10 protein-coding genes and 1 tRNA gene are annotated in these 13,885 nt (G+C 37.6%); 2 read left to right on the top strand and 9 right to left on the bottom strand.

All coding sequences use genetic code 11. The annotated features are described in order from the left end of the window. Window positions 1–3,076 (top strand): TonB-dependent receptor domain-containing protein (locus HMPREF2644_RS00160; protein ID WP_257285003.1); only part of this gene is annotated, 3,076 nt, incomplete at its 5' end. Window positions 3,077–3,132: 56 nt separating this feature from the next. Here the strand turns inward: HMPREF2644_RS00160 and HMPREF2644_RS00165 are convergent. From HMPREF2644_RS00165 to selA, 5 genes are all read right to left on the bottom strand, one after another. After that, window positions 3,133–3,441 carry a YafQ family addiction module toxin gene (locus tag HMPREF2644_RS00165; protein WP_050948779.1) on the bottom strand — a complete coding sequence of 103 codons (309 nt, stop codon included), beginning with the start codon at window positions 3,439–3,441 and terminating at the stop codon, window positions 3,133–3,135. Further along, on the bottom strand, window positions 3,441–3,737 hold the full coding sequence (locus HMPREF2644_RS00170; RefSeq protein WP_005692346.1) for a type II toxin-antitoxin system RelB/DinJ family antitoxin: 297 nt from the start codon (window positions 3,735–3,737) through the stop codon (window positions 3,441–3,443). Before HMPREF2644_RS00170 ends, HMPREF2644_RS00165 begins: the two co-directional genes overlap by 1 nt. 119 nt (window positions 3,738–3,856) lie before the next feature. Next, entirely contained in the window at window positions 3,857–4,711 is an 855-nt protein-coding gene (locus tag HMPREF2644_RS00175) for a DUF3298 domain-containing protein (RefSeq protein WP_070828147.1), read from the bottom strand. A gap of 18 nt (window positions 4,712–4,729) precedes the next feature. Further along, on the bottom strand, window positions 4,730–6,589 hold the full coding sequence (gene selB / locus HMPREF2644_RS00180) for a selenocysteine-specific translation elongation factor (protein WP_070828148.1): 1,860 nt from the start codon (window positions 6,587–6,589) through the stop codon (window positions 4,730–4,732). Next, a complete protein-coding gene (selA, locus tag HMPREF2644_RS00185) occupies window positions 6,586–7,971 on the bottom strand; it encodes an L-seryl-tRNA(Sec) selenium transferase (RefSeq protein WP_070828149.1) in 1,386 nt (461 codons plus the stop codon). Before selA ends, selB begins: the two co-directional genes overlap by 4 nt. Window positions 7,972–8,041: 70 nt before the next feature. Between selA and HMPREF2644_RS00190 the strand changes: the two genes are divergently transcribed. Beyond that, window positions 8,042–8,136, top strand: a tRNA-Sec gene (locus HMPREF2644_RS00190). Window positions 8,137–8,176: 40 nt separating this feature from the next. Here the strand turns inward: HMPREF2644_RS00190 and mutS are convergent. The 4 genes from mutS to tnaC form a co-directional block, all read right to left on the bottom strand. Beyond that, complete coding sequence (gene mutS, locus HMPREF2644_RS00195) at window positions 8,177–10,762, bottom strand: DNA mismatch repair protein MutS (RefSeq protein WP_038440403.1); 2,586 nt, start codon at window positions 10,760–10,762, stop codon at window positions 8,177–8,179. Window positions 10,763–10,902: 140 nt separating this feature from the next. After that, the gene (locus HMPREF2644_RS00200) at window positions 10,903–12,135 is read right to left on the bottom strand and encodes an aromatic amino acid transporter (RefSeq protein ID WP_005671879.1); all 1,233 of its coding nucleotides are present in this window, start codon (window positions 12,133–12,135) and stop codon (window positions 10,903–10,905) included. 83 nt (window positions 12,136–12,218) lie between these two features. After that, window positions 12,219–13,637: a tryptophanase gene (tnaA, locus tag HMPREF2644_RS00205; RefSeq protein ID WP_011272181.1), complete on the bottom strand. Its 1,419-nt coding sequence runs from the start codon at window positions 13,635–13,637 to the stop codon at window positions 12,219–12,221. Between the two features lie 87 nt (window positions 13,638–13,724). Continuing rightward, on the bottom strand, window positions 13,725–13,805 hold the full coding sequence (gene tnaC / locus HMPREF2644_RS09500; protein WP_074031114.1) for a tryptophanase leader peptide: 81 nt from the start codon (window positions 13,803–13,805) through the stop codon (window positions 13,725–13,727). Between the last annotated feature and the right edge of the window lie 80 nt (window positions 13,806–13,885).

The following is a 13,885-nucleotide window of genomic DNA, read 5'->3' on the forward strand; positions in this document are numbered from 1 at the left end:
AACCAACCAACCAACCAACCAAAATAGTAATGTTTCTGAACAACTAGAACAAATTAATGTTTCAGGAAGTACAGAAACAATTAATGTGAAAGAGAAAAAGGTAGGTGAAACCCAAATTTCAGCCAAAAAATTAGCGAAACAGCAGGCGTCTGATTCTCGTGATCTCGTTCGCTATGAAACAGGTATTACGGTAGTTGAAACTGGTAGAACAGGTGCAAGTGGTTATGCAGTTCGAGGGGTTGATGAAAACCGCGTAGGTATTATGGTTGATGGGCTTCGTCAAGCTGAAACCTTAAGCTCTCAAGGATTTAAGGAGTTATTTGAAGGCTATGGCAATTTTAATAATACTCGCAATAGCATTGAAATTGAAAATGTTAAAACAGCAACTATTACCAAAGGTGCTGACTCCTTAAAATCCGGTAGTGGCGCATTGGGTGGCTCTGTTATCTTTGAAACAAAAGATGCTCGAGATTATCTGATAGATAAAGATTATTATCTTTCCTATAAACGTGGCTATCAAACAATGAATAATCAAAACCTTAAGACACTTACATTAGCAGGACGTTCTAAAAAATTTGATATTTTAGTCGTTGATACAAAACGTGATGGGCACGAAATAGAAAACTACGATTATAAAATTTATCCCAATAAACAGGCTGATTTAAGTGCGGTTGGTCCTACCCGTGAAAAAGCCGATCCTTATCAAATTACCCGCCAAAGCACATTAATAAAATTGGGCTTTCAGCCTAATGAAAACCATCGCTTGAGTGTGGCATTAGATGATTCTACTTTAGAAACAAAGGGTATGGATTTGTCTTATATTTTCACTCAATGCAAAAATAGTAAATGTGGGGAAAAATATGGCGAACGTGTTATTCACGATCAATCCAAACGAAAAAATATTCAATTTAGTTATGAAAATTTCAGTCAAACGCCTTTTTGGGATCATATTAAACTAAGTTATTCTTCACAAAAAATCACCAATAAAGCACGTTCTGATGAATATTGTCATCAATCCACTTGTAATGGTGTACGTAATCCACAAGGGCTACATTTAGTAGAAGAGGAGGGCGTTTATAAGATTAAAGATAAAGATAATCAAGAATTTACAGGAAGCTATTATTATGGCTTAACACTAAAAAACAAACATAATCAAGATGTTAGTAAGGATGTAGATACAGAAGGAGGGTCACTTGATTCGGTCTTAATTGATTGCGAAAAATTAAATTGTAAAAATAAATTTCAGGTTTTTGTTGGAAAAGATGAAAAGGGGGAGGATAAATATCAGTATGAAAACCGAAATATTACCACTGAAACCTTAAATGGTAAAACATATGGGAAAATTCCACTGAAAAAGGGAGACAAACCACTATTTGGTGATTTTTATCTAGAAGAATCCGCACGTTTTTTATTCCCAAAAAGCTTTGGCTATAGTACAGACTTCGTCAATGATCGTGATTTAAACACTAACACCCAACAAATTAAGCTTGATTTAGATAAAGAATTTAGCCTTTGGCATACCCAACACAGTTTAAAATATGGTGGTTTTTATGAAAAAACACTAAAAAGTATGGTGAATCACCAATACAACACTGCAGCCAATGTGCAATGGTGGGCTGACTACTTTTTCTGCGCTAGAGGAGAGAATGGAAATCTTGGCGGGAAGAAAATACCACAACCTAATATCAGCGTAGCTGGTTGTGCCAATGGTACACCAATTCATTCCGATAAAGGCAAAGAGACCTATTTAATCCCTGTTACCACTAAAAATAATGTGTTGTATTTTGGAGATAATGTGCAACTTACCTCTTGGCTAGGGCTAGATTTAAATTATCGCTATGACCACGTAAAATATTTACCTAGTTATGACGAAAAAATCCCCGTTCCTAATGGATTAATTGCTGGGCTATTTAAGAAATTTCGCCAAAACGACTATGTTTATGGTAATAAAAATTCGACGCCTAAAGGATATGAAAATTGCACTTACACCACACCTTGTTATCAACAAAATTTTAAAGACAATCTTGCCCTGTTATTACGCAAAACTGACTATAAACATCATTCTTACAATTTAGGGTTAAATCTTGATCCTACAGATTGGCTTCGTGTACAGCTTAAATACGCCAATGGTTTTCGTGCGCCAACCTCTGATGAAATTTATATGACATTTAAACATCCACAATTTTCCATTCAGCCTAACACGGATTTAAAAGCTGAAACCTCTAAAACAAAAGAAGTCGCGTTCACTTTTTATAAAAACAGCAGTTATATTACGTTAAATGCATTCCAAAACGATTACCGTAATTTTATTGACTTAGTAGAAGTAGGACCACGTCCTATTGAAGAAGGCTCTACTATCGCTTATCCGTTCCATCAGAACCAAAATCGAGATCGAGCAAGAGTCAGAGGTATCGAAATTGCTTCACGTCTTGAAATGGGCGATTTGTTTGAAAAACTACAAGGATTCCATTTAGGCTATAAATTTACCTATCAAAAAGGCAGAATTAAAGACAATGGATTAAATCCAAAATATAAAGAATTTTTGGAATTGAATAAAGCTCAACATCCAGAATACGAAGCCATTGCTCGTAAACCTCAACCAATGAATGCCTTACAACCAACCACATCGGTATATAATATTGGCTATGATGCACCAAGCCAAAAATGGGGCATGGATGTGTATATCACTAATGTTGCAGCCAAAAAAGCAAAAGACAGCTTTAATTCTCAATGGACAAGTATGGTTCAACGAAAAGAAAAGCAATATACCGACGAAGCAAAAGATGTACCAGCATCAAAAGCAAACGGCAAAGAAGTAAAAGATTCTCGCGGATTATGGCGTAATAATCGCTATACAGTGATCGATACGATTGCTTATTGGAAACCAATTAAAAATCTTACATTTACCGCTGGTGTGTATAATTTAACCAATAAAAAATATCTCACTTGGGACTCTGCTCGCTCTGTTCGACATCTTGGCACAATTAACCGAGTAAAAACAGCAACAGGTGAAGGCTTAAACCGCTTCTACGCACCTGGCAGAAATTACAGAATGTCTGTTCAGTTTGAGTTTTAATGCTATGTAAAAATAATCCGCACATTTTACGTGCGGATTATTGTTTAAGATTACTTCTATTTTAAAGCGGTTTGTGAGTGTGTATTTAAACGAGAAAATTTCAATTCATCAAATTCATCGCGTATAACGTATTGGTAAATCAGTACCAAATCGCCTTGAATATGGCAATCTCGATAACCTTTCCACTCTCCTACTAATGCGTGATCTTGGTAGTTTTCGGGTAAAGGTAAACGATTTAATAAACAGTATATTGCAGTAATGTATTTTGAGCCAATTAACACATTGGGGGAGCGTTTAGCTAAATCAGTTAAATCTCTTACAAATTGTTTTGAATAGCTTACTTTTAATGGCTTCTCTTCTGACATTATTGACCACCATTAAGAATGCGTTTTGTAAATTCTTCGGCAGAATAATTTTCACTAGCTTCAATAAAGAAGCTCTCTGCGTTACCACTATCTAATTCATCAATAGCTGCTAGGGTTTCTTTATTTGGGCGAAGATAATTCAAATCAATAGGGATAGAACGAGTCTTGGCAATTTGAGCCAAAAACATATTGAATACTTGTGATGGGGTAAGTCCATATTGTTCAATAACTTGATAAGCTTCTGATTTTGTTTGCTCAACTGTTCTAAAGCTGATAGAGGAATTCGTAAGTGCCATAATTTTTCTCCTTAGTATTACATTGAAAGACTATTATAATAAAAGTGAAGTGCAAAATCTATAGTCTCTCATTTTTAATGTAATTAGGGATTTTGATTGCTATTCAAAAGTTAAAGAATTTAAATATCATTACCCTGTCTAAATTCTGGTTTAAATAATTCTTCTAGTTGCCCAAAATGGAGCATTAAATCTTGCTCTCCTGCTGCGTAAGGGGCAATTTCATAAACATCATAAATAAAATGTACACCTTTTGAATCTAAGTAAATATTGTTCGATAAATTAAAACTATCGGCTTCAATAATAGGTTCATATTCCTTATTGCTATTATTATATTGTTCCCATAAAAGCGTTTTTACTTTCGGTAAATCTTTTTCATTAAATAAATCATTTAATGTCAAAATATGGCGTGTAGTTAGATCAATCGTGAAATAGCGATTACCTTCAATACCGTGCGCACCACCTTCATAGTCATAAAAACTAATCGCAAAGGTTGCAAGTTTTTCTTTTTGCCCGATAAAATTTGTCCATATAGAATGAGAAATTCCAAAAGATGGTGTTTCTTTCGCCTCTTTTTTGTCTTCCTCAAAAGCGGTTTGATAACGTGCTACAAATTGTTCACGAGAAATATTTTTCGTTTCTTCATTTTCAGTCAATTTTTTCCACAATAGATCATTAAGCCAATCAATATTGGTTTTTATTGTTGAAATTGAATACTCAATTTTGGTTTCTTCAGGCTGGTAATCTTCTTTCGATTTAGGATGTTTAATAATTTCAGATTGATTAAATATTTCATCATTTTCCACAAAAATTGCTGGGACTGTTTTTTCTATTTGCTGTTTTAATTTGGCATTTTCAGCATTGAGTTGTGCTACTGTTTGATTTAGTTGTTTTATTTTTGCTTCAGTATCTTTATCTTGGCAGCCTGTGAGTAAGATGACAGAACTAATTAATGCAGCAACGAGCGTTTTTTTCATACTTTTTTCCTTTTTAAATCATAAATCAAAAACATTCTTATCGCGTAGAATATGGTCATTGCCTTTGCGACGTAAAAATCCCATTCGGTCGAAATATTCCATCAGTTGAACGGTAAGTTTGCGCCCGAAATTTAATTTATCACGTACTTCATTTACGGAAACTTTTCCTTGTTCTTGTGCGATTTGTTTAATAAGTCTTGCATAAGCATAGATAGTTTCAGTTAAGAAAAATCTATCTTTCACGATTGGTGTGAGGTAACCCAATTTCCCTGCTTTATACATAAAATTACGCATAATTGATTCATCAATAGCGAGTGCATTTGCCATATCACGTACCCAAATGGCTTGACCTTGGGCTTTTTCAAATTCATAGAGTACACTTGACCAATATTTTTGTTCTTCTTGGCTAAATTGGATTTTATGTTCGGGTAAGTGAAGCCAACCTCGAGTTTGCTGTAATCTTCCCTCTTCTAACATTTCATCAATAAAATGATTGATCAAGTTTTCAGGCTGGTTTAAGGCGGTCATTCGATATAATCTGGCTTTGCTTACACCAAGTTGATCATTATGTTGCTCGTGATAAGTATTAAGTGCGGTTAAAATTTGCTGCGTTTTTTCTTGTATGTAATTAGTATTAAAACACCAATCTTGATAACGTACGGCGTCCCGCTCGACGAGTGCTTTATCTAATTGCAAGGAAGTCAGTTGTTCCGTCCACATTAATTGGTGTGCTGTTGTCGCATTATGTAGAAGGGTAAGTGCAATACGTTGCGAAGCATTCTCTGCCAATGCTAAATTCGCTAAGAAATTTAACCGCACTTCAGTTCGTTTATTACGTTTTGGCGAGTTTATTTCCAATACTCGTGCACCGGCAACTAAGGTTTTTGTATCGCCACTGCGTAAAATAAGTTTGTCTCCGAAAGCCAAGAATAATGGTGAATCCAATATGATTTCAGCTAAAGTGCGGTCATTTTTTGCGGCATTTTTTCCCTGTAATAAGGTGAGTTTACCCGTAGTGCGACTTGCGCCGTGATAAATATGCACAGGTTGGCTTTCATTTAATGGTACTTCAGCCAAAATTTGTACACTGATGCGATCTGTTGGTGGAAGTGGCTCATTCTGCAATAACCAATCGCCTCGTTTCATTGATGTGCGGTCTAAATCAGCATTTAAATTTAACGCTAAACGTTGCCCTGCAATACCTTGTTCGCTTGATGTATTTTGTGCGTGAATCGCTTTTACACGAACTTTCTGTCCAGTGGAAAGGTAAATTTCATCGTTTACTTTCACTGTTCCTGAAAAGGCTGTGCCTGTCACGACGGTACCCGCCCCTTTTACGTTGAATACTCGGTCTATTGCGTATCGAAAAGGTTTCTGGGTATCAGCTAATTCAGGTAGATTAGCTAAGTAATGACGTAATTCATTAATTCCTTGTCCCGTTTCTGCTGAGGTAACGAAGTAATTAGCACCACGTAAAAAACTATAATTTTGTTTAATTTCTTGGATTAACGATTCTATTTGCTCTGAATTTGTACGATCTGCTTTTGTGATGACAACAATAATTTCGTGGAATTGAAGTTGGCGTAAGATTGCTAAATGTTCTTTTGTTTGCGCTGCAACGCCTTCATCGGCAGCGACAATTAACATTGCATAATGCACACCACCTAAGCCTGCCTGCATATTTGACAAGAATTTTTCGTGTCCCGGCACATCAATAAAGCCAAGCACTTTGTTTTCTAACGGCAGATAGGCATACCCTAAATCAATGGTCATGCCGCGTTTTTTTTCTTCTGGTAAATGGGCGGTGCTTTTGCCAGTTAATGCTTTTAATAATGCTGTTTTGCCGTGATCAACGTGACCTGAAGTAACAATAATCATAGTTCATCCAATGTATTTAATAATGTTTCAATATCCGCAAGGCTACGTAAATCTAGCCAAATTTTTCCGTTTTCCATTCGCCCAATAATAGGTTGAGAAAGTTGTTTGAAACGAGCTAAAAGTGCGGAAAGTTTTACGTTTGTTTTTTTTGCAATAGTAACAGCCACGGAAGGGATTCTTTCCATTGGTTGTGAGCCACTACCGATTTGTGCTTGGCTAACTTCAATTTGAATCTCAAATTGTGAATTTAAGCGAGATTCTAACCGCTCTTTGAGACGCGTAGCATTTATTTTGAGTTGTTCTAATGGCTGAGTGAGTAATCGCAAAGTCGGTAATTTTTCAGTTAATTTTTCAGGATTTAAATATAAACGTAATGTGGCTTCTAAGCCTGATAAAATAACTTTATCGCAACGTAATGCACGCTTGAGAGGATGGGCTTGTAATTGTTCGATCCATTCTTTTTTACCCACAATAATGCCTGCTTGCACGCCACCAAGTAATTTATCGCCAGAGAAAGAGACCAAATCCACACCTTGTGCGACTTTTTCTTGCACGGTCGGTTCTTTTGGCAAGCCATATTGGCTTAAATCAACTAATGCACCGCTGCCTAAATCAGTTACTACGGGTACATTCATTTCTCGCCCTAGTTCGGTGAGTTCTTCTTCTGAAACTGAAGAGGTAAAACCACAAATTTGATAATTGCTGCTATGCACTTTCATTAAAAAAGCCGTATTTTCAGTGATAGCATTACGATAATCTTTCGGGTGAGTACGATTAGTGGTGCCCACTTCTACTAAATGACATCCAGCTTGTTCCATAATATCTGGAATACGAAATGCACCGCCGATTTCAATTAATTCGCCACGAGAAATAATTACTTCTTTACCTTGAGCAAAGGTCGCTAACATTAATAATACTGCGGCGGCGTTGTTATTCACAATACAGGCAGCTTCAGCACCTGTGAGTTTGCATAATAATTCACTGATGTAATTATCGCGATGACTACGCTTACCTTCATCTAAATCATATTCAAGCGAAACATTTTTTTGCATCGCAGAAAGGGCTGCCTGTTGTGCTGCTTCAGACCAAAGCGCTCGCCCAAGATTTGTGTGTAACACCGTGCCAGTCAGATTATGCACCGCTTTGATTTGTACTTGGTTTTGTTTTTGTAGGCGAGAATGAATTTCTACCAAAGTGCGGTCAAAATTAGAAAAATATTCAGGAAGTTGATTGTTTTTTTTTATAAATTGACGAGCTTGGGTTAATAATTCTCGACATGTTGCCACGACTGCAGTGTGACCAAATTCGGTAATGAGTTGTGAGCCTTGAGATGTTTTGAGAATTTTATCAACGGAAGGTAGTTGTTGAAAAAGTGCGGTCATTTTTGAATCCGTTTAAAATAACGTTGAACTGCCGATTAATTTACGCTAAAGTAACTGCAATTTCAACCACGGAGGGGCGTCATCTCCGGTGAGGTGGCAGGATTTCAAATCCTGTTGAGGACGCCAGCGTTCTTGGGTGGGTTCAACTCCCATTCCCCTCCGCCAATCCATATAAACCTTTGAATTTATCGCTAGGATATAATATTTACCCCACCATTTTCTTTAACTGATACAAATACGCCAAGGCTTGTTTAGGGCTTAAATCATCGGGATCCAGCTTTTCAATAGCCTCTCTTAGTGCATCCGTTTCTTGTTCAAACAATAATTCGCCCTGATTGTGATTGGCTTCACGCAACGCTTGAATTTGCTGTTCGGCTGAATAGCTTGAGTTTTTTTCTAATTGTGTCAATTTCTGTTTTGCTAGTTTAATGACGGATTGTGGCACGCCTGCCAAAGCCGCAACTGCCAAACCATAACTTTTACTTGCTGCGCCATCTTGTACGGCGTGCATAAAGGCGATGGTGTTGTTATGCTCAAGGGCATCTAAATGAATATTGGCAATGCCTTCTAGCTGTTCCGGCAATGCGGTTAATTCAAAATAATGGGTGGCAAATAATGTAAGCGAGCGGATTTTTTTGGCTAACCATTCCGCACAAGCCCAAGCTAAGGATAAGCCATCATAAGTGGATGTGCCACGACCGATTTCATCAATAAGCACGAGACTTTGCTCAGTGGCTTGGTGAAGAATATTTGCCATTTCCGTCATTTCCACCATAAAGGTTGAACGCCCCGAGGCTAAATCATCAGACGCACCAATTCGAGTAAAAATACGATCAATCGGCCCAATTCGCGCACTGTCTGCTGGCACAAAGCTACCGATATACGCAAGCAATGTAATTAATGCGGTTTGACGCATATAAGTACTTTTACCACCCATATTTGGCCCAGTGATAATTAACAAATGACGGTTGTGATTTAACTCCACTGGATTGGCAATGAAAGGATCTTTCAATACTTGTTCCACAACAGGATGGCGACCATTTTCAATTTTCACACTCACTTCATCACAGAATGTTGGCATAACGTAATTGAGGGTATCTGCGCACTCAGCAAGATTGACTAACACATCCAATTCAGAGAGTGCAAGGCTAGCCAGTTGTAATGAACCTAAGTGCGGTAATAATAAATCAAACAATTCATCGTAAAGCTGCTTTTCTAATGCTAACGCTGCACCTTTCGATTTCAGCACTTTGTCTTCATATTCTTTGAGTTCAGGAATAATGTAACGCTCAGCATTTTTCAGAGTTTGACGGCGAACATAATGAATTGGGGCTTTATGCGCTTGGCCTTGGCTAATTTGAATGTAATAACCATGCACTGCATTAAAACCGATTTTTAGCGTATCAATACCTGTACTTTCACGTTCACGTTTTTCGAGATTTTCCAAATATTGCGTTGCACCATCAGACAGCATACGCCATTCGTCCAACTCCGCATGGTAACCTTCAGCAATTACACCACCATCCCGAATTAAAAGCGGAGGCGTTTCAATCAATGCACGTTGCAATAAATCCCATTGCTCACTGAAATCGGCAATTTGGCTGAAAAGTGCGGTTAAAAATGGCGATGTTTTTTGTTGCACAATCGTGCGTAATGCAGGAATTTGTTCTAAGGCTGTGCGTAAGCGAGTGAGATCGCGAGGACGCGCTGAACGCAGAGCCACACGCGCTAAAATACGTTCCATATCGCCGACTAATTGCAAATAAGGTTGGAGTTCATCGACTAAATCAAAATTCAGAATTTCCGCAATCGCTTGTTGGCGTTGTTTTAATTTTTCCACATCACGAATAGGCTGATGAATCCAACGTTTCAGCAAACGACTGCCCATTGGCGTAACGCATTTATCCAAGACAGAGGCTAACGTATTTTCTGTGCCACCCGAAAGATTTTGTGTTAATTCAAGATTTCTGCGCGTGGCGGCATCTAACTGAATGCAGTCTTGGTTTTGAATTAAGCTAATGCTTTGAATATGAGGTAATGCGGTACGTTGGGTTTCTTTTGCATATTGCAATAAACAACCTGCCGCACTTAAGCCGAGAGGGGATTTTTCTACACCAAAGGCGCGTAAATCTTTTGTGCCAAATTGACGATTTAATAACGTAATGGCAGTGCTAAGTTCAAATTCCCAAATCGGGCGACGGCGTAATCCTTTACAATGTTCTATGGCTGCCATTTCATTAAATTCTTCACAATACAGCAATTCTACAGGCACAATACGTTGCAATTCCGCACGCAATGTTTCTTTATCTGCAGGTTCACAAAGCTGAAAACGCCCAGAAGTCATATCTAAAGTGGCTAATCCAAATTTTTCTTTTTCTTGATATACCGCAGCAATCAGATTGTCTTGGCGTTCAGGCAACAGTGCTTCATCACTGACCGTACCGGGCGTAACAATTCGCACAATTTGACGTTCTACAGGTCCTTTGCTTGTAGATGGATCACCAATCTGTTCACAAATCGCCACAGATTCGCCTAACTGCACTAATTTTGCTAAATAACCTTCCACCGCGTGATAAGGCATTCCTGCCATTGGAATGGGCTGTCCTGCAGATTGCCCTCGTTTCGTCAAAGAAATATCCAACAATGCCGCCGCTTTTTTCGCATCGTCATAAAACAACTCGTAAAAATCCCCCATGCGATAAAACAACAAAATATCTGGATTCTCTGCTTTGAGTTTTAGATATTGTTGCATCATTGGCGTGTGCTGTTGGAAATTTTCTTCGGAAATCATCTAATTACCTGCTTTGAAACTGAATAAAGATAGGTTTTATGGCGGCTATTTTAGGTGCCGAAAGGGGAAAAAGCCAGATAAAAAAGTGCGGTAAAAATTTGTTGAGATTTTTTACCGCACTTAAAATTGATATTTTCCCCTTAGAACTTAAAGAAAGGTAAGCAGCCAAACATTGCAAGAAAATGGAAAATAGCTACAAAAACACCAAATAATGCAATAAAGATTATTAAACCATTTCCACCACACACTCGGAATGTTGCAGCTGTATTTATTTTGCGGGATTTATAGGCAAGAAGAGCAGGAATTATACTTGTCCAAATCGTAGCTACCGCACCAGCATACCCAATAGCTTTTAAGAAACCCAATGGAAATAAAATTGACATAATTAGTGGAGGTAGGAAAGTCACAGCCCATGACTTTGTTCGTCCAATTTTACAATTATCAAATTTAAAGAAATCAGCCAAATAATCAAATACGCCTAATCCTACGCCAATAAAAGATGATAAAATTGCGGCGATAGAAAAGGCATTAATCATTTGTTTAACCGTGTTAGATTCGATTACTCCACCTAATGTGTTAAGTAAAATATCTAAATTACCATCACTGGCAATTACTGGAGCAAATTGATCTCGCGGTAAGTTGCCAAAAATAGAGAAAATCCAAAGTAAATAAAGCGTAAGAGCAATTGCTGTTCCACCTAAGATAGCGTATTTTGCTTTTTTTTCTTCCCCATAGTAAGCTCGCATCGTACAAACAGAATGATGATAGCCAAAAGATGTTAATGCAACGGGAAACATTCCTACCGCATATTTTGCATAATTTGTCTCCTTTCCACCAATATCTAATAAAGTGTCTAAACTAATATTAGTTGCTAATCCATAAGTACTAAAAATAAAAGTAAAACCCATGCATACAATCAATAAAACAGATATTCTGTCTACAATGCGAGTGGAGTGCCAAACAAAGAAGGAAAAAACTAATACAAATACAGTGGAACAAATTGCCAATGTAGATGAACCAAAATCAATCCACGGTTTAATAAGGTTTTCTAGTATACCGCCAGATGCAGTGGTATAAGCATAAAGTAAAATACCCCCGACAAAATATACCGCAAGATTATTAATAGAATTGACAGTTGAACCGAGCATATCTTTAGTTACAGTACTAAATGAAGCTCTTAAATCATAAGTAGAGTAGGCCTCAAGTAATAACCAGCCTGACAATGTCATGACTATCATTGTTAAGCAAATTACTAATACTGACCATATTGTCCAAGCACCCGCGCCAGATGTCGGCAAACCAAGCATTCCTGCCCCAACACAAACACTAGCAATAATACACGCACCACCAAAGATGGAAGGTTGTTTTTTCATAGAACATCCTTATCAATAACAAATTATTGAGTTAGCTGTTGATAAAAAAATGCAGTTCAAAATGAACTGCATTTTTCGTGATATTATTCAACTTCTTTTAAACGTGCCGTAAAGTGGCGGAGAACTTTTGGTTCATAAGTAAAGGTTAAACCCTTAATATTCTCTGCATTTTCTTTCACTTTTTGGAATGCCTCAATAATGAAATCCATATGCGTTTGCGTATAAGTTGCACGTGGTATAGTTAAGCGTAAAAGCTCCGCTGGACATGGTAGTTGTTTACCCGTCTTCGGATCTCGTCCTAATAAAAATGAGCCAATTTCTACCGCTCTTATACCTGCAACTTTATAAAGTTCGCAAGAAAGTGCTTGTGCTGGGAATTGGTCGGCTGGAATATGTGGTAATAATTTACCTGCATCTACGAACGCTGCGTGGCCACCTGGTTGTTGGCAAGGCACACCAATTTTTTCTAAGCCTGCAACCAAATATTCAATTTGTGCGATACGATAAGCCAGCCATTCTTGGCGCATACCATCATGCAAGCCAACAGCCAAGCGTTCCATTGCCCCCCCTTCTAAACCCCCATAAGTAGGGAACCCTTCTTGCACAACACAAAGCGTTCTACATTCGTGATAGACTTCCTCCATTGATTTATCTTTAAACGCTAAAATACCTCCCATTGGCACCATAGCATCTTTTTTGGCGGACATCGCTAAACCATCAGCATAGCGATAGCTTTCGTAAGTAATTTGTTCAATAGTCCAGTCTTTATAAGCTTCTTCACGTTGTTGAACAAAATAGGCGTTTTCTGCAAAACGAGCTGAATCCATGATGACTGGAATGTCGTATTTACGCGCAATTTCATACATGCCTTTTAAGTTTGCAATAGAAACCGGCTGACCACCCGCAGAGTTACAAGTAATGGTACATACAATGTAAGGTACATTATGTGCTCCCGCCTCTTGAATGCCTTTTTCTAATTTTTCTAAATCGAAATTACCCTTAAATGGATGTTTTGCTGTTGTATCAAATGCCTCTTTGATATAAACATTGCGAACCGTTGCCCCATTAATTTGGCTATGTCCTTGTGTGGTATCAAAGAAATAGTTAGAGAAAACCACCATTTTGCTGCGATCTAAACCTTTCTCACGTTCACGTTTAGCAATCAATACTGGAATATAAATTTGTTCAGCACCGCGGCCTTGATGAGTAGGAATTGTATATTCATAACCAAAAATATCTTTCACTGCTTTAGCTAACGCATAATAACTGCGACTGCCACTATAGGCTTCATCGCCACGTAACATTGCAGCTTGCATATCTTGTGTAACAGCGCCAGTACCGCTATCTGTGAGTAAGTCAATGAAAATATCTTCACTATCTAATAAAAATGGATTCATGCCTGATTTTAACATCGCTTGTTCACGATACTCACGAGTAGTTCTTTTTACTGGTTCAATAACACGAATGCGGAAAGGTTCAGGTAAATGTTTAAAATTTTCCATAGCAAAATCCCCAAAAATTAATTTGCTTAGTTTAAATAAAAAATTATTTTCTAAAATGAAAACACGTTGATGGTTAATAAGAAAGGATTAATAAATTATGGGAAAATAAAAAGATAATCTTGGATCAACAAGAACCCAAGTTTGGTTAGGAGAGAGCAAGTTGAGCATATTAAACTCCTTTTAAGAGAAGAGATACTTAATAAAACTTAACACTGACTTCTAACTACGAAGCATTATCAGAATAATAT

The sequence above is a fragment of the Haemophilus sp. HMSC071C11 genome (genome assembly GCF_001837655.1).
GTDB lineage: Bacteria > Pseudomonadota > Gammaproteobacteria > Enterobacterales > Pasteurellaceae > Haemophilus > Haemophilus influenzae.